Here is a 21,373-nt window from a genome sequence, read left to right as displayed (position 1 = left end):
TGACTATCTCAAGCTCCCGACAATGCTTTTTAATTCACTATAATATATACCACATCTATGGCTTTGACAATCCTATAATCCGAAGAAACGTTTGGCTGTTTCCGTCGTCGCAATCTCGATTTCCATCATGCTCCGACCTGTACACTCGGCAATTGTTGCGGCAATATGAGCGAGATACATCGGCTCATTACGCCCTTCTTTGGGCTTCACAGGCAGATTGCGCGGGGTCAAAAATGGAGCATCTGTTTCAATCATCAACCGGTCCAGCGGGATATCCCTCACCAACTCACGCAGATGCTTGCCACGCCGCTCATCACAGATCCAGCCTGTAATCCCGATATACAGTCCCATCTCCACATACGTATGCAATTCCTGTGCAGTGCCGGTAAAACAATGCACCACCGCTTTATCAACAAGTCCCTGATGCTCTCGCAACATAGCGACAAAATCCTCATGTGCATCTCGTTCATGCAGAAATAACGGCATATGCAGTTCACCCGCCAGTTGAATCTGCTCTCCAAACCATCGGCGCTGTACATCACGCGGAGAAAAATCACGGTTATAGTCCAACCCGCATTCTCCTATGGATACGACCTGCGGCTGAGCCGCAAGTTGGCGAAGCTGCTGAATCGTATCTGTGCTGCAACTTTTGGCATCATGGGGATGCACACCAGCTGTAGCATACAGTTGACCAGGATAACGTGCTGCGTACTGAGCAGCCTCTCGGCTACTGCGGACACTGGTTCCAGTAATAATCAACGGTGTAATCCCTACAGCCGCTGCTCTCTCTACCACCTGTTCCCGATCTGCATGAAACGAACGGTGCATCAAGTTCACACCAATATCAATTAACGGTGTACCCCTATCCATCTCAATCCCTCCTTCGTAAACTACAATCTCGGATCAATCGGCTCCGACTCCAAAGATAGCGCGGCCAGGACGCATTCATGAATACGGTCTACCGTATCCTTGCGGACAAAACGTTCTACGCCCTCCATCCCAAGCGCACCTCCCATCAGGGCATGACGCTCCTTTTTATTCGTTCGACGCTGCTTCAGACGCTTTAAATTCTCAGGGGCCAGATAATCCATACCGTAAATGATGTGCAAATACTTCCGGCCTCTCACCTTGATTGCAGATTGGATCATCTTGTCGCGATTTTTCATCAAAAAGCGTTCCGGCTTGATCACAATACCCTCATGACCATCCTCTGTCATCTCACTCCACCAGCGAATAACCTCTTCCTCGCTTGCTTCATCCGTGATGACACGATACTCTGTCTCCATAAACAGAGTGGACAGTCCTGCCAGCTCCCGGTTTTGCTCCATATGCCACATATGAGATTGGTCAAAAAAAGTCCGGCTGCTGTGTGCCAACGTATGGAAAGGTGCAATACGAATTTCATCCAGACCGTCTACATCCCAGCAATATTTTTGAAAAGCCTCTTGAAACGTTACCGCATTCGCATATTTCCGTTTCATTTCCTCCAGCCAGTCTTCAACCTCCCGACCTATAGCCTTCGCCTGCTTCAGCTTGTCGACCAGCTTACTGCGATCCAGCAGAGCTGCTTCACCCACATGCGCATATTGTGCAGCAATTAGTTCCCGAGCCTTGAGATTCCACGGTACAATTTCCGCATCCAGCAGCACAAAATCTGTCTGGTTCCGCTCAAAATATCCGGCAGTCTGTAGATCCGCATTCAGCTTCTCCAGCACCTGCTTCCCGAGGTCTGGCCCAAAGAAAGGTCGTCCGCTTCGGCTGTAGATCGTGCCCAATGTCGGATAGCCTACATATTCAACAGCAGCCTGTTCGTTTTTGAATAATAACAAAATCGCCCGGCTACCCATATGCTTTTTCTCCGCTACCATCGTTTGTACACCTTGCCCGCGATAATAAGCCAGCGCCTCACGCGGATGCTCCAGATAACCTTCCTCTGCGGAAACCGTGGGAGCAGGGCTCATCGTCGGTGGAATGTATACCAGTTCCTCCATCGGTACTGTCACATGTGATACGGCATCTATATCGGATTTGACCGATTCTCCTTGTACGCGCACTTCACCATATGATTCTGTCAGCACACTGTAACCAGCGATGAGCTTACGTAAATTCGGCGGGGAAAACCGTTTTTTCTGCCACCGGACAAGTGGGCTATCCGGGTCATTTGCATAATTCTCATGAGCTGGAACGCTGACAAATTCCTTTTCCGGATAACGATAAGCGGTCAGCATACCGCCAAATACCACACCCTGATCAATATTCACCGTCTGGTTTACAAGGGTCGGCTGCGGTCTCGGATCATGTCCCCATACTACTATTTCTCCCGATTCATGTTCCACGAACCAATCTTTGCGGATGGGCTTTCCATTCGCATCCTGACCTTCCGTATCTCCATAACGACAGTAATCCGAAATACGTGCCGACTGTTTGCCGATAAAATGATCCTTAATCCCGGCATGAGTTACAACCACGTGCCGCAACCCATTTCTGCCGAAAATAAGATGAGAGGGTGCATGCAGCAGAAAATCTCTCAGCTCGCTTCTAAGCTGTTCCGCTGCTGCCTTGCCCGCTTGGTGCTCATATTGGGTCAGCTCCGCTGCAAATCGTTCATCTCCATGATTGAGAGTCACCTTTCTCCCATCAAGATAACGACCGATTTTCCAGCCATGATTGCTGTCAATCATGTAGGCGAGTCCGGCGTCCACGTGCTTTTTCCAGAACTGCACCGCTTGTAACGATGCTGGACCACGGCTCATCACATCCCCGACGGATACCAGTCTTCTACCGTCTGGATGATGGTATAACCCTTCCGGATCTTCTATATATCCTAGCTGCTCTATCACTTCCAGCATCTCACGATAGCACCCGTGAATGTCACCAATGATATCAATGCCTGTCCCTATATCATGAAACAGCGGTTGAGCACCACGGGCAAAGTTTATTTTTTCTACATCCTTCAGGATATAGCAAGCGTTAAAGCCTTCCTGCCGGATACCGCGCAGATTTCGCTTTAACAGCTGCGCCTGCTGCTTGACCCGCTGACGGCCACGCGGATGCTCCCTGCCTAAATCACGTTCCAGCAGCACAGATTCGGGTACATCCAGCACCAAGGCTATCACAGGAACGTGTGCCTTGGCTGCTAGCTGTACATATTTCTGACGGTCCTCAGCATACAAATGGGTGGCATCCACAACCGTCAGCTTATTCAGACGACAGCGCATAGCCAGAATGGTATCCATCGCTTCAAAGGCCTTGGCTGACATCTGCTGATACTCATAGAACAGCACGTCCGATTCCAGCCTAGGAAGTCCACGCCAGTCTATAAATTCTGTATCTCCAACCAGCTGGCGAAAATGATCTGAGGATACCACTTCCGTTTTCAATAAGACCCCTTCGCTCACCAGCTTGTCCAGTAAAGTGGTTTTGCCGCTGTTCGAGGCTCCCACCAACACAACCAGTCCAGCGTGGGGGAATTCAATCGTTCGTTCGGATGAGATGCTCATGCTTCCTTCAGCTCCTTTCTGCGCGTAAATACAGCCATTTGGGTCGGTTGTCCAAAACCTTCGACCTCTTCTCCGATTCCTTCCAGCGCTAATGAATAAGGAGCTTCCTCAATCCATTGCTCGCATCGTTCACGAAACTCGCTTCTGCTCCATTCAAAACGGTGATCGCTATGTCGCAGCTCTTGCTGATCCATACGATATACTTCATTATATTCGCGATTGGGAGTCGTCACGATCAGCACACCTGGCTGATATTCGGTCACAATCGTATACATCACCCGGTTCAGACGATGCTCATCCACGTGCTCAATGACTTCACACAGGATCATCACATCTTTTCCTCGCAATTGTTCATCATAATAAAAGAGAGAGCCCGTCATAGGGATAGGGCTGATTGCGTCGGCATGCCTTTCCAGCTTGGCAAAACGTTCTATAGCCCTCACCTGTGCATATGCAGACGGCTCCACCGCCCAAATCTCTTCAATGCCCTTCATTCGGGCCAAGCGAGCCGAAAGCTTCCCTTCCCCTGAACCAAAATCTACGATTTTCTGTCTTCGGGGCAGCTTGCGAATCACATCCATAATGGCTTGATACCGCAACTCATTGAGCCGTACCGCAGGCTGTTGTTTCTCTGCCTCCAGGGACTGTTCTTGCTGCTGAACCTGTTCGTGGCTATTATTTCGTTCTTGGATCGCCTGTTTTTCAGTAGTCGCTTCAGCAGCCTCCAATTGCTCAAACTGCTCAATCAGATTGGTAAAATGAAGCGTGCGTCGAATGATGAGCTCGCGCAGCGGATGCGCTGACAGCCAGCCTTCACCGTAACGTTTCAGCTTGTCCAACTCTTCTTCACTGATATAGTAATGTTTATAATTATCCAGCACCGGAATCAACAGCAATAACTGACGTAGCGCATATTGCACCGTCTGTTGGCCACTTAGCGTGACATATCTGACGGTGCTTCGATTTTTTAGCTGAAAAGCATAATCCGCTTTCCCTCGTTCTATGGTCACTTGATAGCCCAGCGGTGCAAATAGTCCCTCCACCACAGCATCGGGCAAATCCGACGCAACAGGTCCAAACGATAACTCCAGCGCGAAAGGATGCGTCACCCATGCTGCATAGTCTTCCTTGGGTTTGCCATTCAAAGCCGTGCCGAGCGCGCCACGAATATAGGTGCAGAACAAGCTGCTGGTTACAAACTCCCGGTCATTAATATATTGTGTAATGTCATAGCTGTCCGGACTGTTTTTGACCAAATCTATCGAATCTGGCGAAGCCTGAATGACGATCTCCGCCTCTTCCTCGGTAAAAACGGTGTACACCATGCGTACACGTGCGCCTTTCTCCGTGCGATCATACGTATTGTGGGGGTTCTTGGCGAGCAAATGTGAAATCATCCCGGCATTTGTGCCAGTTGCTTTTAGTGTGATGTGCATACTTCTCTTCTCCTTCCCGGCTTACGATTCCCATACTTCCTTCACCGCAGCGCGAAACATCTCGTCCAATTGCTGGTCACGTCCACTTTCCTGATGATGAAGCAAAGGCGCTTTATGTTCAAAATAAGCAATCTGCTGCTCGATAAAATCATTCACCACCGAAAGCTGCGGCTCTATATCCAGTTCCTCACCCGCTTTTTTACGTTGCAGTAAATGACTGATTACCTTAAAAAGTTTGGTACCTGCCGGAATGAATTCCTCCATCAATTCTACGAATTCCATCGGAGGCATGCTGTTGTATCGTTCAATCCAGCCACAGGCCAGCAGCGGGCGGAGCACGTAAAAATACTTTTTGATCTTCACCTGTTCACCTTGCAAATAATCCCGATAGTTTCCCCGCGCCATGTTCAGATAATGGTACATACAGGACTTCGGAGAGAAGGTTAAGGGCGAGATCGCACGGATCTGATCAGCCACTGAATATTGTTCCAGATAGGGAATCGGAGATTGCAGCCATTCCAGCAAAGGCGGATTGGATTTGCGAAACAAACGGAGTGCCTTTTTCAAATCCCAGCCGTTCATATCCAGCATATTGCTGATTGGCCGCTCAATCACATCCCGCTTATCAAAAATGGACAAATACCATTCTACCGGTCTTACATAGATAAATCGTACATCATAGTCACTATCCTGTGAAGGAAACCCCCATGCCCGACTGCCTGATTCACAGGCGTATATAATGCGCACCTGTTCCGCCTGCTCCAATGCGCGTAGCTCGCGCAAAATCATTTCCCGCATTTCCGGTTGAATGAAATCCCGCCCATGCTTCACATCTTTCATGTTGTTCCCTCCCTTGTCATTAAAGTATTTCCCGAATCTGTTCTCTAATCGACTCCTCCGTTTCATCTACAGATAAGCGACGAAGGTGCTCTGTCGCTTTCACTCCCCACATCTCTGAAGGCCATGCCTTGAGTACATGAAGCGCTGCGTGACGATTAGAAATCACCGGACTCCAAAGCCCAGCAGCAACTAGCTCTTGTCCTACTCCTTCGTAAGAAGACAAAAGTTGAAGCAGCACACCTAGACATTGATGCGCTTCATACTCCGGTCCAAAGCCTGGCACATCAGCGGGACCAGAAGCAATCTCTCCCAGAGGCAGGTGTTTTTCTGCAAAATCTACCAGCTTACGAGCCCGCTGTTCATCCTCTGTCTTGATGAGTTCAAAGTATAGATTAGACTTGACTGGTTTTTTGCTTAATTGATCAAATAGCACAGGCCATACATCTAGCGCTAGCATTCGAGCTGCGCGAATGGCACAGTGGAGATGCGGTGAATCTGCATGCAGCAGCTCCTGCTCTACCCGCTTTACCCACTGCGGATCATCCATCATCTGCTGGCAAATCGACGCATAACGTTTACGCAATTCCGGCGTCCATTCATACTCATAACGTGCCTCCCATGAATCGTCTTCTTCACCCAGAAAATCTGCAATATCCATGATGATCGTAAAATGCTTCACAGTCGTACACATGGTCTTAGCATGACGAAGGTAGTTGCCTATAACCATAGCGGCATGCTCATAATCATCTATACTTTCCGCAGGTCCACCTGCTGCCAGCAACGCTGACAGAATATCGCCCGCTCCGTCAAACAGTTCCTGATCAATGTGCGGTACAGCGATGGCTGTATGCAGCTCGCCTTTATGGGCGCACTCATACGCAAGATACTCATACATGACATTGTTGCGGAATCCTTCCCGTAATAACCAATCACGTATTTCCTGTCGCGCAGGCTCCAGCCGTTCCACGACGTGAATCCGTCCCCAACCGTGTACCTGTGAGGCTAACTTATATAACTGCTCATTGGCCTGCTCCGAAATATTACGGATAGCTACAGCCGCATATAGCGTGAATTCATCATGTTTTGCTAGCGTTAAAATAAGCTCGTGGTGCTGCTCTGTCTCCAGCAATCCCAGCAATGCAATGCCGAACTTCACTACATTGCGATGTGCTCCGTGTTCAGCCAGCCAACGCGCCTCCTCATACAATCGATCCGGCTGAATTGCTGGATGCTCACGCACCGCATCTAGCAGCGGATCTATCAGGCTGAGCGCATTTTCCTCCATCAAGCGTATATACGTCTCACGTCTTGTCTTCATCCCTGGCTTACGGCATTGTCTGGACAACAACTGCGCCAAATCCTTAACTTTTTCAGCCTCTCCATCTCCGCCAGCGCCATGATGCCCAAACGCTCCATCCAGCCCTCCTGCCACCCAACGCATCGTGTGACCTGCCCAGTATTCTTCATCATCTGGCAATTGATCATCCACAAGCCTGCCCTGAGAGTCCAATCCCTGCTTAATCGTTTCATAAATCGATAGCTTACCTACCCATGGATATAACACTTCATTTTTGAATCGTCCAAACATGTTGCATCACCCTTCTGTTATGTATTGCTCTTTACTTAACGTGCTACCTTATATCCTTATAATCCTTTATTTTGGAAGTCATGAACATGGCGAAAGTATTACAAAGATGAATAAATTACCTTTTTCCTGCCTTCCTTCCCTGTTAGAATAAAGGGATACTTATTTTCGGAGAACGGCTACAGAAACGGGGAATGCATCATGGCGAGAGAGAGTTTTGATAAAGAAATTCAATTCCTGCGTATGCTCACACTAACAAGCGGCGCTTATAATCGACAGCAATTTGCAGACAGACTTGGCATTTCGGTACATACCTTTGATAAAACGATCCGGCGCCTCAAGGAAATCGTCCAATCCGTACAACAGCAGCTGCCTGCGGAACAGGGACATGATTTTAATGAGATGCTGCGCTTTAATTATTACGAATCCGCTGATCCATTGCTGTTATTCCTGTTTCGGGCCAAATCGCTCAAGGAATCAGAAAGTGTCCGCTTATCCCTTCTGCTGACAGCGCTACAGTCACAGTCTATGACTACCATGGAACTGTTGGATGCTTGCTGCAATGGTCTGCCTTCCGACAGTTCACTGCCAGATGAGAAAACAATTCGTTCTGATCTGAAATATCTGGTCGAAGTCGGCGTGGTTCGTAAGGAGCCTGGCGGCAGGCCCTATCGCTATGCTGTCCGCAACGATCTGGTGACAGAACTGACGGACGAGGAATTACTGGATCTATATGATTTTGTGGACATTATGGCCAACACCCAGCTCCCCTCTGTGCAGGGATATCTGTTACGAGATCATCTTAAAAAAGCCATGCGCCGTCAGCTCGGAGATCGGGAGATAGCAGAGCCTTTTTTATATAAATACCATTATTATTCGCGCATTCTGGACGAAGCCCATATTCATCCACTGCTGCATGCCATTCGGCAACGCCGCTGTGTAACTTTTTTATATTTTTCGGCATCCAAACGAAGCATGTACGGGTCACAGAACACAAACCCACTCTTTGAAAAAGAGACTGAAGGCTGTGAACATACCATTCTGCCCCTGCAAGTCATCTATGATCATCAATATGGACGTTGGTATGTGCTTGGTCATGTGGGCGGCAAAGGAATCATGAAGTTTCGGATGGAGGGTATGACCCAATTGGTGGAGGGCAAGCCTGTTCCAGAGCAGCTTTATGCCGACCTGTTAGCCGTGTTGGAAGAAAAAATGCGGTATAGCTGGCTTGTTGATACGGGTCGTCCCGTGAAGGTGCGGGTACGTTTTTTTAATCCCGAAGGGGCGAAGCGCAACTTTATTCGGGAACGTGTGCTGTCACAGGGACAATGGGGTACGATTACGGAGGAAGAAAGTGAATCCTTTATCTATGAAATCACAGTGAATGGAATCACTGAGATTAAACCGTGGATTCGCAGCTTCGGATCAAGTTGTGAGGTATTGGAGCCCCAGCGGCTGCGTAAGGAATTCAGACAGGAATGGAAGGAGCTGCAAGCCTATTATGAGCCTGTTCGAGAAAATATTTAACTATCAGATCGTCTCACGGCTGGATGAATCGGGTGCTTTTGCTACCACCTCGCAGGAAAGAGTCTGGCTTAAGTCTATGCTTGCAGACTCGGCAGCAACAGAGGCTTTTACCCCGTCTACACTTGATAAGCTTCGGCAATTACTTGCAGACGACGAACCTCTGGAGGCCGATGGCAGCCTACGCGAAAAGGCAGGGGTTCCTACTGCTTCGGTTTATCATCCACTCCTGCGTGAATTGCGTTCCATTCTGCGAACCCGTTCTGGCATTTGTATGACCTATAAACTGCGCAACGGTCGCCTGCATGAGCGAATGTGCGGATTCCCCTATAAGCTGGAGTTTTCCATGGTCAAAAAAGAATGGAGTCTACTCTGGTATAATCGCCGACACCGCGCATTTATGTCCACAAAACTGTCCAATATCGTAACCGTTACGGAGGAAGAGATTCTACCTGAAGAAGCCGAGAAGTTTACCCAACGTATACTCGGTATACTGGAGTCGCGCAAAGAACAGGGCATCATCGAAATTATTCCTGTATACAACGGTGAAATGTCTCGTATTTTATATGCTTTTTCCTGTTTTGAAAAGGAGGTTGAATATGATCAGGAAGCAGATACCTATCGTATTACGCTCACTTTCCAGGCAGACGAATGTGAATATGTGTTATCCAAAATCCGCTTCCTTGGCAAACGTGTCAAGGTCGTTCAAGGCTCTCGCTTAATTTCGCGAATGAAGGAAACAACAGCCAAGGCCCTCGCCCGGTATGAAGAGGAATAACTGCCGAAGAAATATAAGATGTATCCACATAAAGGCCCTCCCGCCGTCTGCTAATGAGACGAAAGAAGGGCCTATTAGAATACAGTTCGTATAAAACGAGGTCATACCCTTACACCCGCATACGTCTGCTGTAACTAGCTAGTCCGTAATACCGGTTATGGCAAGGCTTGTCCGCGTGCACTGACATACAATTGGTACCATTCTTCACGAGTCATCAGCTCGCTTTGGCGTTCTGCATCCTGACATGCTTGGATTCGTTCAGGATTGGCGCTGCCAATGACAGGCTGAATCCGTGCCGGATGCTTCATCAGCCAGCCCAAAACGATCGCTTCGCGTGTCGTTCCTTTTTTAGAAGCCAGCTTCTGTACTAGTTCTGCCGTCTTACGAATATGCTCAGGCTTCCCATCCAGCGAACCTCCGCTAAAACGCCCCTGCGCCAGCGGTCCCCAAGCCTGGAGCTGAATATCCTCGGTTTGGCAATATTCCAGCAATCCTTCGCCAAAATGAACATTCGTCCCCGCCTGCTGGTTCACATGTACGGTCTGATCTACAAAATGCAGATGTGCCAGGCTCATCTCCAGCTGATTAACAATCAGCGGCTCCGTGAGGCTCCGCTCCAGAAAACGAATTTGGCTTACATTCATATTGGAAACGCCAAAATGTCGTACTTTGCCGGCTGCCTTAAGCTCGCTGAACGCCTTCGCTACTTCCTCCGGCTCTACCAGCGGATCGGGACGGTGCAGCAGCAGGATGTCCAAATATTCTGTACCTAGACGCTTCAGAATTCCATCCACGGACTCCATGATATGAGCGTATGAGAAATCAAAACGGCCAGGGAGCGTACCATCCGGCAGAAAAATGCCGCATTTGGACTGAATTACGATTTGTTCACGCAAACCCGGCTGTCCCTTTAGAATCCGGCCGAAAATTTCCTCCGCTTTCCCCATACGATAGATATCCGCATGATCAAACATCGTAATCCCGATGGATTGTGCAGCTTCTACAGCTCTCTCCGCTTCAAGGACATGCTCCTGCGTAAACGGTGCATGGCTCCATTCTCCACCAAAAGGCATGCAACCGAGTACCAGCCGACTATCGGAGATTCCGCGTTTCTGTAAAGGCATAATCTTCATGCTGCTCCTCCTTCAACCCTCAACGTTTTCCTTGCTTTATCAACATTTTGAATAGTTTGTGAAATCGCTATCACACACCTATTTTACCACTTACTTACGTTCGTGTATCCCTTTGGCCCCATTCCGCGTCTTTTTATCCGAAAATCCCCATGCTCAGATAACGTTCTCCGGTATCCGGGGCAATACAGAGTACCCGTTTGCCTGCTCCCAAACGCCGGGCTTCCTGAATGGCCGTCCATATTGTAGCCCCGCTGGAGGGCCCGACGAGAATCCCCTCCTGAGCAGCAATCGCCCGTGTCATCGCAATCGCATCCTCATCGGAAACCTGTATGATTTCATCATAAACCTCCGTATTCAGCACGGTGGGTACAAAACCCGGACTCGTTCCCACCAGCTTATGCGGACCGGGTTTGCCCCCGGACAGTACGGACGAGCCCTTAGGCTCGACCACAACAATCCGCAAATCCGGCAAGTGCTGGCGCAGTACTTCACCTGTTCCCGTGATGGTCCCGCCCGTTCCCGAAGAAGCGACGAATACATCCAGCTTCCCTTCCGTCTGCTCCAAAATTTCAAGCGCCGTGGTTGTACGGTGGATATCGGGATTGGCTTCATTTTCAAATTGATGCGGGATAAAGCTCCCTTCAATTTCTGCCCCCAGTTCGAGAGCTTTACGAATCGCACCTGGCATCCGTTCTTCGGCTGGTGTCAGTACGACCTCAGCCCCATAGGCTTTTAAAATATTGATCCGTTCCTTCGTCATATTCGAAGGCATGACCAAAATCGCACGGTAACCTCGGGCTGCCGCATTCATCGCAAGACCAATCCCTGTGTTCCCACTGGTCGGCTCAATAATGGTGCCTCCCGACTTGAGATGTCCCGCCTTTTCCGCCTCGGCAATCAAATTGCCCGCTGCCCGATCTTTGACACTGCCGCTTGGATTAAAATACTCCAGCTTCACATAGACTTCCGCATCCTGCGGTCCTGTGAGCCGTTGCAGCCGCACACAAGGCGTATCTCCAATTAAATCCGTAATACTATGTACCACTTTAAGTGTCATCGTTATATCCTCCCTGGTTCATTCCTTACAACATCATTTCCTGTCTCCATATCATACTACCAAAATAACAGAATGGGCTCCTTTCAGCCTGCCTCTATTGTAAATTATACAAACCTTATCAGCTTAGTATGTAAAATTCTTGCAAAATGGGTCGCCAGATATCGTCTGGAATGATATACTCGCATTACTATTTTTTCAGGAGGATACAAGAAACTTATGAGTACTCAAGAAAATATGACAGCTGATCGCTTTCCCCCCTCCTTGCTATGGTTGACCCTTGGTGCCTTCGCCATCGGCATGACTGAATTCGTTATCATGGGACTTCTGCCTAATGTAGCCCATGATCTTCATGTTACGATTCCGCAAGCCGGACAGTTAATCACCAGTTATGCGCTTGGTGTGGCTATTGGCGCCCCGGTGCTTACCGTATTAACCCATAAGGTTCCGCAAAAAAAGCTGCTATGTCTGCTGATGTCCATATTCATTTTAGGGAATCTTTTTTCCGTCATTGCTCCTAACTACGAGCTGCTGATTGCGGCCCGTATGGCTACCGCGTTATCGCACGGAACCTTCCTCGGAGCCGGTTCCCTGATTGCGGCCCGGCTGGTTCGTCCTGATAAGCGGGCAGGGGCCATCTCGATGGTGCTGACCGGTTTGACCGTGGCGAACATTATTGGCGTGCCCTTTGGCACCTTTATCGGACAGCAGCTTGGCTGGCGCGCTTCCTTTGGAGCCATCGTGGTCATCGGCTTGATTTCTCTTTTCGGTATCATTCGATATATTCCAGTGATTCATCAAGACAAGCCTTCCAGTCTCAAACAAGAAGTCAAAAGCCTGTTTAATCCAAAAGTGCTGCTGATGCTGCTGACAGGTGCAGTCGGTTGTGGTAGCCTGTTTACTGTCTTTACGTACATTACGCCCATGCTTACCGATATTAGCGGCTTTGCCGAGCATAGCATTACCTGGATTCTCGTACTGTTCGGCCTAGGGGTCACAATTGGCAACATCGTTGGCGGCAAGCTCGCAGATTGGAAGCTACTGCCCTCCTTGATCGCAAACTATGCTGTACTGGCTGTTATTCTGGCCATTCTGACGTTTACACTTCAAAACAAGGTACTGGCCGTTATCACCGTATTTATTTGGGGGATTGCGGCATTCGGCATCATGCCAGGTATTCAGGTTCGCATCATGAACCTGGCCTATGAGGCTCCTTTGCTGGCCTCTACCTCCAGCCATTCCGCATTGAATCTGGGTAACGCAGGCGGCGCTTTTGTTGGGGGAATCGTTATTAATCACATGGGACTGCCCGCCATTCCATGGGTTGCATCACTCATTACTGTCGGCGGTCTGCTACTGATGGTGGTCAGCTACATGATGGATCGCAAGACGGCTCATACTGAAGCAATAGCAAAGATACAATCATAAGAAAAGGGACTTTCGTTCTTTAGAGCGAGAGTCCCTTTTTATGGTCTTATTCCATGTGCCTTGCCTAGGCGTTCAGCTTAACCAGCCATCAAAGAAGTCGCGGTATCCCTGCTTCATCACCTGACTTGAAAACTGTTCCATGGCATATGCCTGGTTCTCCAGAGAAACCCGGCGTGGCGAGGCAGCAGCCATATTAACCAGCTCGAACCAGTTTTTCTCATTACCTGAAAAAGAATGCGTAGAGCTGATATGTCCATAGCAAGGATGCTCAGGCTTGACGACGATTTTCCCCATCGCAAGCGCTTCGGTCAGCGGCATAGCAAATGTATCGAATTTGGAGCAGCTCCAATACACCTTCGCCGTGTTCATCAGTGCGAATACCTCGTCTTGCGTCAATGCAAATTGAAGTTTTACATTGTCCGGGATGTCGTACTTCTTCATGCTTTCCTTATAGCGTTCACCGCCGAACACCATATAGACATCCTTGTCAGGATTAAGCTGCGCATACTCCAGCACCAGATCTGGACGCCGATTCTCTTCGTCTCTACCAATCCACATCACCCGGTTCTCCATCACTTGTGAGGGATCAAAATGCTTTTCCACCAGCCGCTCATTAAATCCGATCGGGATCACGGTCACATCGGTTACGCCAAACTTCGAGGCCATCTCCTGCTTGAGAAAGGCAGTCTGTACGATAGCCTTGTCCACAATCTGATAAAAAGGCTTCATCATCTCATAGCCTGTCAGGGCCGGATCTGGAAAACTATGCGGAAAGAGCACGCTGTTTTTAAAAAACATGTTCAAATAGGTAAAGCCAGATACCGTATAAATTACATGCTCAATCTGCTGCTCATGCAGTTGGTCTAGTACAATGTCGTAATTGACCAGATCACCCTTTTCGTGCTCATAGCCTGGAAGCCAGTCATGGCTGCTCACATGGCGTTCCGGTGATACAAATACGATATCTATCCCCAGTTCCAATCCGATCTGCTTCAGACGTTCTGCAAAAATACGAGGACCTTGCGCTTCAGCAAATTGTATTTTTCTCATGACTAAACCGACTTTTTTCATAGACTATTTCCCTACCTTCTTTGGCTAACTATATAGAATCTAGGTCTTAAACTGACTACTTACATGTTTGGACTTGTCCCCAATCCATCATCACTGTACATTGGTTTAAACAAGCTAGCGTTTCAGCCAACTGTGACTCTAACTGCTCTTTTGACCATTTGCCGCTATTTCTATGCACCTCTGTACCCATCCTTTGCAAATCACTTGTGATTAGCAGTAGCATCCACAGTGAAAATATCACAGCAAACCTGCCATATTCGTGCACAAATGTCGTTCGATCCACCCTTATCCCCAACAGCTCCAACTGCTCCAGATAGGTATCCAGCAGACGAATGCGCAGTTCAGACGTCATGTGTCGGGGGAAACACGGATGGGACATGTCGATCAGGTGGTATACATCCCACAGCGGTGTGTTTAGATGAGCATGCTCCCAATCCATTACCATTAACCGCTCTCCACTCAGCGCATAGTTTCCCGGATGAAGATCACCATGAGACAGTACAAGCTGGTGTGAAAAAGAAAAATGCTCTAGCTGTGCATAGATACGCTGCATCTGTTGCTTGGAAAAACCGAGCGAGCTGCTAAGCTCTAATAGATCAGTCTTACGGTTGTGCAGCTCTGAAACCATCTCCTGAATGAGCGGCTTCGGTCCCCGTAATGGTATTCCAGCAAAATGCTCCGGCGGCAAAGCATGCCACCGTGCAACAAGTCCAGCAGCTTGCACTAGGGTTTCGTCTGTATGGAGGTGATGTAATGGGCCAAGGTCCTCAAACACCATCCATTCTTCTCCGCCATTTACGTCTGTATCGGAACAAGCTAACAATTGGGGATAAATTGGTGGTAATGCGGGAAGCACATGCTCATACACCCATTTCTCGCACCCCTTCTGATCGTCATTGGTTAGTGGTTTAAATATATAACTTTCAGAAGATGACACGTAAAAACGTTCCACATGCCGGCCATTCGTGCCTGTATATAAAATTTCACGATCCCGCACTAGCGTATCCATTAAAGTACCGTCAAGATTCACATATTGATGAAATAGATTCATAACCACCCAACTTTTTTGTATAAAATGTAATAGCACGATCATATCATAGTCCTCGTTCCGAACGAAGTCCAGATCGTTTGGGGGTAACCCGATGCACCCAAAAAGGGGCTTGTCCAAGCAGATCACGTGACCTGTCAGACAGCCCCCTATCACATCCGTACCCCTATCCTTACTCTATTCTCTACCGATTAATATTGAGTATTGCCGGACTCGCTCGTATTGCCGGACTTAAAACCTTTGAACAATTGCTTTACATTATGATAACGAGTATTCGTAATTTTAGCTTTGCTGTTAGGACCGTCCGATCTCAAGATCGAATCCTTCACGTTGGAAATATCCGAGTTATCCAAAGTCATATTCACTCTAAAAGTAGAGCCTCCAAGTTGGCGAACCAGCTTTCCGATATCATCGGCTCTAAAGTTTTTAATGTTAATTGTGCCTTCGGCATTGATTTGGAACACTTTATCATATGCATGGTATGCTCCGCCGCCTGTAATATTCACCGTGCCTGGTTCTTTAAGCGTTAATGCATCTTCACCGACATCCTCCCACGTTACATTGGAAATAGTGCCATTTCCATATACATGCACACCATCCGCGGCAGGTGCGGCGATAATCACATTTTTTAGCGTTGCATTATTTTCAAGTTTGAAAATAGGCTTTTGCGCCTCTTTCTGGCTTCCATCTCCCAAAGTATCGGGGTCAGCCACTACGGTCTTTCCTTTACCATCGTATACTTCTCCAGCTTTCACAAGTATGGTCTTATGAACGACTTCCGGGGCTGCATGGGCAGAATAATTGCCAACAAATAATGCGATCAACATACCGGATAACGCGATACTCATTCCCTTTTTCCATATTTTAGCTGTGTTTTTTTTCATTTCAATTCATCCCTCTCATAGATATTTTTTTGTTCTTGTCTCCAACTCTTCGTTGACTAGAGCGCAAGCGAGTAATCCATATCACCACCTTTGTACAATGAACCTATTGACCGATACATGTCCCTAAAGTAATATTTGTCTTTTTGTATATGTATACTAGGTTTTTGGTTCAAAGGTACTTCATTATTATAAATTAAACCAAACACAAACTGTAAATATAGCACTTACATTTACAATTCGTATAATTCTATTATAGCCATACTTCCAGTAATTTCAATATATTTCCGGCCAAATATATCCTTTTTTCAATAGAACACACAATATTGTCTCTTTTATACTTGTACAAATTTTTTTTCTTCGATTTACGCATTACATAACACTTCATTCTCCAACCTCGCTTGTCTGCTGTTTATTACTCCATTGGTAATCAAAGCCTCTTTTTATCGTATACCTCATTGTTGATGTGTTCTATACTATTGAATGACACGTTTGATGAACGTATAATGTATTTAGTGCTTTGAAGCGTTACATCTCAACATTACTGGTGAGAAAAGAGTGGTTATCGTGCAAAACAATAGTGAGATTCCATTAAAAGAACAAAATATTGTGCTGATCGGCTTTATGGGCGTAGGCAAAACAACGATCGGTTCCCATCTAGCACGCAAGCTGTATCGCGATTTCGTGGATATTGATCAGGAGATTGAACAAGAGTACAACATGCCAACAACAGAAATTTTCAAAACTTACGGAGAGAAGCGTTTCCGTGAGATTGAAAAAGAGCATATTTTGAAGCTGTGCAGCAATACGCGTCTTAAAATCATTTCTGTTGGCGGTGGTGCGTTCCTACAAGAAGAGGTGAAGCAGGCTTGTTTGGCTTCCTCGATTGTTTTCTTCTTGGATTTAAATTGGGATTCCTGGAAAGATCGGCTCAAAATGCTGATTGACACTCGTCCCAATCTGCAAAATAAGACACTAGAGGAAATCGAAGAACTTTTCCGTTCCAGACAGGACATTTACGCGTTGAATCACTCCAAAATCGATACCGATCAGTTGGATGCTGAGGAAGTCGCAGACTATATTATTCAAACGCTGAAACTGGGTTGGGAATTGTATGAACCTACTCGTGGATTGAATTAAGGGTTACAAAAAGGAGGGCCCTGGCATGCTTATCGCTGTGGTCCTCCTTTTTGTGTTCAAAGCGAATACCTTACTCGCTAGTGAGTAATACCTGCATCTTTTAAGAATGGCTATGCAGCACCTGCAATATTTCTCTCAGTTCAGTGACAGGAATCTGCCCCGGCGCGGAAGCTTTCTTGGCAGCACCAAAAGTCAGCGCTGAACCAAACAGTTCTCCAGTCAAACGGCTCACGATACCTTTTCCCGCCATCGACATTGTAATAATCGGCCGATCCGCATATTCTTCTGCCATCGTACGCGTGGCGTCCAGCAAGGTCAGCACATCAGCTGTGTTGGTGGGCATCACCGCTATTTTAGGCAGATCGCCGCCCAATTCCTGTGCCTTACACAACCGGGACACAATCTCTTCCTTCGGCGGCGTCTTTTGAAAATCGTGGTTAGAAATAATCACATACACGTTATGCTTATGTGCTGCTTCCACCAGTATTTTCACATCGTCTTCTTCATTAAAAAGCTCTACATCAATCATATCTACTTGTCCCGTTTCGGCTATTGTACGATTCAACTCCACATAACTTGCCGTACTGATTTCCTTTTCTCCACCTTCCCGGGCGCTGCGAAACGTAAATACGAGTGGAATATTTGCTAAAATAGACCGAATTTCATGTAAGGCAGCCTTTACCTTTTCCAGGTCCTCCACATGCTCAAAAAAATCGACTCTCCACTCTACGATATCCAGATCGAGTGTGCGTAAATGGTCAGCCTCTTCCTTTAACTGCTCCAACGTTTCTCCCACCATGGGAACACATATTTTGGGCGCTCCTTCACCGATCCGTACATCTTTTACCTTTATGATTTTTGCCAAATCTATCTCACTCCCCAATTACAGTTTCCAGTCGAACAAGTACAATAATTCATAGTATAACGCATTCTGAATAAGCATGCAGATGATTAGGTTCAGTTATTAGTATTGGGTATCCAGACAACTAAGGCTCATTAATCCTTATAGGGGTCAAACTCATTGGCCCCAGCCATGCATACCCCAATCGGCTTCAGGACATGCATAACCTCTACCGTCTCGGAATGAGCGTCCAGCACCTCACGCAGTTTACGATAGACGAACGGACTTTCATCTGTACCCGCTCCGCGCAGCTCAACACCATAGTTTCGAACGGCCTCCTTCATCTGTAGGTCCGTAATCTGCCCCCCGCTACGCGTACGGGTTTTCCAATTCATTTTACCTGCTGCCTGGGTACGACTCATAATACGACCTGCGCCATGGACGGTACTATAGTAGGAATCCCGATTTTCTACCGAATCTTTCCCACGTACAATCACCGAGATATCGCCCATGCTTCCTCCAATAAAGCCCATTTGGCCAGGGGCCGAAGGGGTAGCGCCTTTGCGGACCACAATGGTATCACGTCCATCATGCTGTTCCTTCCATGCATAATTATGGTGGTTATGCACCGTAAAGTCCGCTTCCGTCCCGATAATACCAAGCACCTGTTCTATCACATAGTCGCGCCCTGCATAAGCATAACGTCCGGCAAGGCGCATCGCACGATAGTACATGTCTCCCAGCTCACTGTTCATATCCAGCAGTACAGGCGGCTGATCCATATGTTCTCCCGGTGCCTTTCCGAGAAACTCCCGCCCTGCAGCCAGATTTAGAAACCCGCTTGCTGTTTTATGTCCAAAGCCCCGGCTGCCGAAATGATTGGCAATCCAGACCTGTTCCGTCGCTTCCTCCACAAATATATCAACAAAGTGATTGCCACTCCCTACGGTACCGAGCTGTTCTCTCGCCAAGGACTTTAGCTTGTCATGCTCTTGTTTCCCAACCGCTACATATACCGACCAATCCGGGTCATCGAACAACTCATGGTCTACCTGAACCTCATTCACACGACCTACGCCAAACGAAATCTGACGTGCAATCTCATCCATCACGGCTGAAATACGCGGCATAATATCTGCTGCCGACAGTTTGGTTCTTACCGCTTTATTTCCACAACCGATATCATACCCCACACCTGAGGGTGAAATTTGTCCATCATACACCACCACACCGCCAATCGGCTGACTGTAGCCTTTATGATGATCTGCCATCAACAGCGCTTGAATCACATGACCGTTTTCGGCACATGTGCGGGCTTGAGATAGTGCCCCCGGATCAGGTGCTCCCCATACGCGTACTCCATTGATTTCTTGATAAGCCATCGTTTCATCCTCCCATGTTTTGCAAGAAATTTATATGTAAAATTAAGCACTCTATTTTTTAACGTTGGTCTGTTAATAGCATTATGTATGATTTACCCGCTTCCGAACAGGGCGTAAGTATTACAAGTCCATTATCAGACATCTCTATACGAAAGTTTTTATTAGAAAATGAAAAAGGATATCCTCTCAGCCAAACAGACTGTAGGATATCCTTTTATGATCATTTAGAAACCATTAATCAATTTTACTGATATTTTTTGATGATTCCGAATTGATCCACAATAAACGGCTTGGCATCATTTTTGTTTTGATCAATTTCATACGTTACGGCTGTAAGTTTATTTTCGTCTACAGTGATGCCAACAAAATTCTGTACCTGTCCTCGTACAGGTCTACGATTATCACTCGGATCTGGGCCATAGACTGCCGCATGATTTTCTTCGGCTAGTTCAAAGAGGTTATAGTACTTATCTCCAAGTTTTTCACTCGGGTTTTTGTAGTAGACTTTAGGGCCAGCGGTTGCTGGGATCACATAAATACTTCCATCCGGATTCACACTATATTCAATCGTCTTTTCATTTAGTCTATCTTTTAATTTGGTAGGCGTTGTTGCTTTACCCTCTTGGTTGATTGGTTTCGTACGAGCGTAAATATGATCATGCCCTTGTACGACCAAGTCGATATCAAGTTTGTCCATTAATGGAGCTATTTAGTTACGGACTCCATTGCTATCCATGATGTCAGCATCTGTTGCATGGTTGGAAGTAGTGTAGGGACCTTTATGAATGTTAACAATGACCCACTTTGCACCTGCTTTTTTGGCTGCCGCAGCATCTTTCTTTAACCATTCAACTTGATCTTCAGAAAAATTTGCATATTTCTCTGAGTCCTCGTTAGAGTTCAGTACGATAAAGTGAGCATTGCTGTAATCAAAGGAGTAGTACGCTCCTGTTTTAGTAGCAGAACCCGCTGGCTCATTAATATTAAAGTGATCATAAAAAGCGTAGTTCTCATCCTCATGATTACCTGCTGAAGGAACAATAGTTGTATTTAAAAGACTTTTTTGTGAATGCCCCAACAACCAGTTCCACTGCTCTTCTTTGGTACCGGTATCTACGATATCTCCGTTGTGAACTACAAACTGAGCATTCCCTACGGTTTGTAGTGCTTTTTCAAGCGTTTGTGAAGACAATATGGCTTCATCTTCGCTTTTGGCTTGTGTATCAGCTAGATCAATGAAGGTAAATTCACCGCTCTTAGGGGCCGTTTGAAATGTTCCTGTTTCGCTCCATATCCCGCGCGCTCCATCACCCACACGATAATAATAAGCTGTGTCCGCTTGAAGACCTGTAGCTACAGCTTTATGGACAAGCTCTTCTGCAGAATTGGTTGATGGAGAGGAAGTGCCTTCAAATGTAAGAGCCTTCGTAAAATCAGCTTCAGAACCTGTTTTCTTGGTTACTTGAACAGTGCTCTTCGTGATCAGTTTTGAAGTATACCAGGTAAATCCTTTGGAGCCCTTGGTGTCTCCATAAAATGTAGCTGTAACTTTACTAATACCTTGATTTGTGTTCCCTGATGACTCAGCATCGACTGGTAAGGCTGACATGCCCGTAATCAAACCTAGTGCAAGGGCAACAGACATAGATGTTGCTGACCACTTTTGAAACCTTTTAAACATGTGTACACTCCTCTGTGCAGTTATTATGTAAAAGTTATAATTACGATCATA

The 21,373-nt window shown here is 47.0% G+C and carries 16 protein-coding genes and 1 pseudogene; 4 read left to right on the top strand and 13 right to left on the bottom strand.

The window, feature by feature from the left end; translation table 11 throughout:
* Positions 1 to 72: 72 nt before the first annotated feature.
* From FKV70_RS00560 to FKV70_RS00540, 5 genes are read right to left on the bottom strand one after another with little or no spacing between them, the layout of a single operon-like run.
* Positions 73 to 870: a TatD family hydrolase gene (locus FKV70_RS00560; protein WP_063210925.1), complete on the bottom strand. Its 798-nt coding sequence runs from the start codon at positions 868 to 870 to the stop codon at positions 73 to 75.
* A 20-nt stretch (positions 871 to 890) separates the two neighbouring features.
* A complete protein-coding gene (locus tag FKV70_RS00555; RefSeq protein WP_142611486.1) occupies positions 891 to 3,500 on the bottom strand; it encodes a polynucleotide kinase-phosphatase in 2,610 nt (869 codons plus the stop codon).
* Positions 3,497 to 4,936, bottom strand: coding sequence for a 3' terminal RNA ribose 2'-O-methyltransferase Hen1 (locus FKV70_RS00550; protein ID WP_142611485.1), 1,440 nt, complete (start codon positions 4,934 to 4,936; stop codon positions 3,497 to 3,499). Before FKV70_RS00550 ends, FKV70_RS00555 begins: the two co-directional genes overlap by 4 nt.
* A gap of 21 nt (positions 4,937 to 4,957) precedes the next feature.
* The gene (locus FKV70_RS00545) at positions 4,958 to 5,776 is read right to left on the bottom strand and encodes a nucleotidyltransferase domain-containing protein (protein WP_142611484.1); all 819 of its coding nucleotides are present in this window, start codon (positions 5,774 to 5,776) and stop codon (positions 4,958 to 4,960) included.
* Between the two features lie 19 nt (positions 5,777 to 5,795).
* A complete protein-coding gene (locus FKV70_RS00540) occupies positions 5,796 to 7,364 on the bottom strand; it encodes a limonene hydroxylase (RefSeq protein WP_142611483.1) in 1,569 nt (522 codons plus the stop codon).
* 198 nt (positions 7,365 to 7,562) lie between these two features.
* Here FKV70_RS00540 and FKV70_RS00535 point away from each other — a divergent pair, with 198 nt between their 5' ends.
* Positions 7,563 to 8,888, top strand: coding sequence for a helix-turn-helix transcriptional regulator (locus tag FKV70_RS00535; RefSeq protein WP_142611482.1), 1,326 nt, complete (start codon positions 7,563 to 7,565; stop codon positions 8,886 to 8,888).
* Positions 8,863 to 9,663 carry a WYL domain-containing protein gene (locus FKV70_RS00530; protein WP_063210937.1) on the top strand — a complete coding sequence of 267 codons (801 nt, stop codon included), beginning with the start codon at positions 8,863 to 8,865 and terminating at the stop codon, positions 9,661 to 9,663. Before FKV70_RS00535 ends, FKV70_RS00530 begins: the two co-directional genes overlap by 26 nt.
* A 155-nt stretch (positions 9,664 to 9,818) precedes the next feature.
* Here the strand turns inward: FKV70_RS00530 and FKV70_RS00525 are convergent, their stop codons facing one another.
* Together FKV70_RS00525 and cysK are read right to left on the bottom strand one after the other, a co-directional pair.
* Positions 9,819 to 10,796, bottom strand: coding sequence for an aldo/keto reductase (locus tag FKV70_RS00525; RefSeq protein ID WP_142611481.1), 978 nt, complete (start codon positions 10,794 to 10,796; stop codon positions 9,819 to 9,821).
* A 133-nt stretch (positions 10,797 to 10,929) separates the two neighbouring features.
* A complete protein-coding gene (gene cysK / locus FKV70_RS00520) occupies positions 10,930 to 11,853 on the bottom strand; it encodes a cysteine synthase A (RefSeq protein WP_142611480.1) in 924 nt (307 codons plus the stop codon).
* Positions 11,854 to 12,069: 216 nt separating this feature from the next.
* Between cysK and FKV70_RS00515 the strand changes: the two genes are divergently transcribed.
* Positions 12,070 to 13,278 (top strand): MFS transporter, encoded by a 1,209-nt coding sequence (locus FKV70_RS00515; protein WP_142611479.1) that lies wholly within the window; start codon positions 12,070 to 12,072, stop codon positions 13,276 to 13,278.
* Between the two features lie 72 nt (positions 13,279 to 13,350).
* Here FKV70_RS00515 and FKV70_RS00510 read toward each other — a convergent pair whose 3' ends face one another.
* From FKV70_RS00510 to FKV70_RS00500, 3 genes are all read right to left on the bottom strand, one after another.
* A complete protein-coding gene (locus tag FKV70_RS00510; protein ID WP_142611478.1) occupies positions 13,351 to 14,349 on the bottom strand; it encodes a glycosyltransferase in 999 nt (332 codons plus the stop codon).
* A 55-nt stretch (positions 14,350 to 14,404) separates the two neighbouring features.
* On the bottom strand, positions 14,405 to 15,442 hold the full coding sequence (locus FKV70_RS00505) for an aminoglycoside phosphotransferase family protein (RefSeq protein ID WP_208738383.1): 1,038 nt from the start codon (positions 15,440 to 15,442) through the stop codon (positions 14,405 to 14,407).
* Between the two features lie 146 nt (positions 15,443 to 15,588).
* On the bottom strand, positions 15,589 to 16,281 hold the full coding sequence (locus tag FKV70_RS00500) for a pectate lyase (RefSeq protein ID WP_142611477.1): 693 nt from the start codon (positions 16,279 to 16,281) through the stop codon (positions 15,589 to 15,591).
* A 564-nt stretch (positions 16,282 to 16,845) separates the two neighbouring features.
* On the opposite strand from FKV70_RS00500, the gene FKV70_RS00495 reads away from it, so the two are divergent.
* Positions 16,846 to 17,418, top strand: coding sequence for a shikimate kinase (locus FKV70_RS00495; protein WP_063210948.1), 573 nt, complete (start codon positions 16,846 to 16,848; stop codon positions 17,416 to 17,418).
* A gap of 100 nt (positions 17,419 to 17,518) precedes the next feature.
* On the opposite strand, the gene aroD is transcribed toward FKV70_RS00495, so the two are convergent.
* The 3 genes and pseudogenes from aroD to FKV70_RS00480 form a co-directional block, all read right to left on the bottom strand.
* Positions 17,519 to 18,283 carry a type I 3-dehydroquinate dehydratase gene (gene aroD, locus FKV70_RS00490; protein ID WP_142611476.1) on the bottom strand — a complete coding sequence of 255 codons (765 nt, stop codon included), beginning with the start codon at positions 18,281 to 18,283 and terminating at the stop codon, positions 17,519 to 17,521.
* Between the two features lie 131 nt (positions 18,284 to 18,414).
* On the bottom strand, positions 18,415 to 19,641 hold the full coding sequence (locus FKV70_RS00485; RefSeq protein WP_142611475.1) for an RtcB family protein: 1,227 nt from the start codon (positions 19,639 to 19,641) through the stop codon (positions 18,415 to 18,417).
* Positions 19,642 to 19,885: 244 nt separating this feature from the next.
* A pseudogene (locus FKV70_RS00480) lies at positions 19,886 to 21,322 on the bottom strand (purple acid phosphatase family protein).
* Between the last annotated feature and the right edge of the window lie 51 nt (positions 21,323 to 21,373).

It is taken from the genome of Paenibacillus ottowii (assembly GCF_006874425.1).
In the GTDB taxonomy this organism is placed as follows: domain Bacteria; phylum Bacillota; class Bacilli; order Paenibacillales; family Paenibacillaceae; genus Paenibacillus; species Paenibacillus ottowii.
The sequence above is the reverse complement of the archived record's forward strand: the minus strand, read 5'-3'. Positions and strand labels throughout refer to the sequence as shown.

Coding starts and splice junctions, on each gene's coding strand:
- FKV70_RS00560 (WP_063210925.1), bottom strand. CDS start 870: ATGGATAGGGGTACACCGTTAATTGATATTGGTGTGAACTTGATGCAC.
- FKV70_RS00555 (WP_142611486.1), bottom strand. CDS start 3,500: ATGAGCATCTCATCCGAACGAACGATTGAATTCCCCCACGCTGGACTG.
- FKV70_RS00550 (WP_142611485.1), bottom strand. CDS start 4,936: ATGCACATCACACTAAAAGCAACTGGCACAAATGCCGGGATGATTTCA.
- FKV70_RS00545 (WP_142611484.1), bottom strand. CDS start 5,776: ATGAAAGATGTGAAGCATGGGCGGGATTTCATTCAACCGGAAATGCGG.
- FKV70_RS00540 (WP_142611483.1), bottom strand. CDS start 7,364: ATGTTTGGACGATTCAAAAATGAAGTGTTATATCCATGGGTAGGTAAG.
- FKV70_RS00535 (WP_142611482.1), top strand. CDS start 7,563: ATGGCGAGAGAGAGTTTTGATAAAGAAATTCAATTCCTGCGTATGCTC.
- FKV70_RS00530 (WP_063210937.1), top strand. CDS start 8,863: ATGAGCCTGTTCGAGAAAATATTTAACTATCAGATCGTCTCACGGCTG.
- FKV70_RS00525 (WP_142611481.1), bottom strand. CDS start 10,796: ATGAAGATTATGCCTTTACAGAAACGCGGAATCTCCGATAGTCGGCTG.
- cysK (WP_142611480.1), bottom strand. CDS start 11,853: ATGACACTTAAAGTGGTACATAGTATTACGGATTTAATTGGAGATACG.
- FKV70_RS00515 (WP_142611479.1), top strand. CDS start 12,070: ATGAGTACTCAAGAAAATATGACAGCTGATCGCTTTCCCCCCTCCTTG.
- FKV70_RS00510 (WP_142611478.1), bottom strand. CDS start 14,349: ATGAAAAAAGTCGGTTTAGTCATGAGAAAAATACAATTTGCTGAAGCG.
- FKV70_RS00505 (WP_208738383.1), bottom strand. CDS start 15,442: ATGATCGTGCTATTACATTTTATACAAAAAAGTTGGGTGGTTATGAAT.
- FKV70_RS00500 (WP_142611477.1), bottom strand. CDS start 16,281: ATGAAAAAAAACACAGCTAAAATATGGAAAAAGGGAATGAGTATCGCG.
- FKV70_RS00485 (WP_142611475.1), bottom strand. CDS start 19,641: ATGGCTTATCAAGAAATCAATGGAGTACGCGTATGGGGAGCACCTGAT.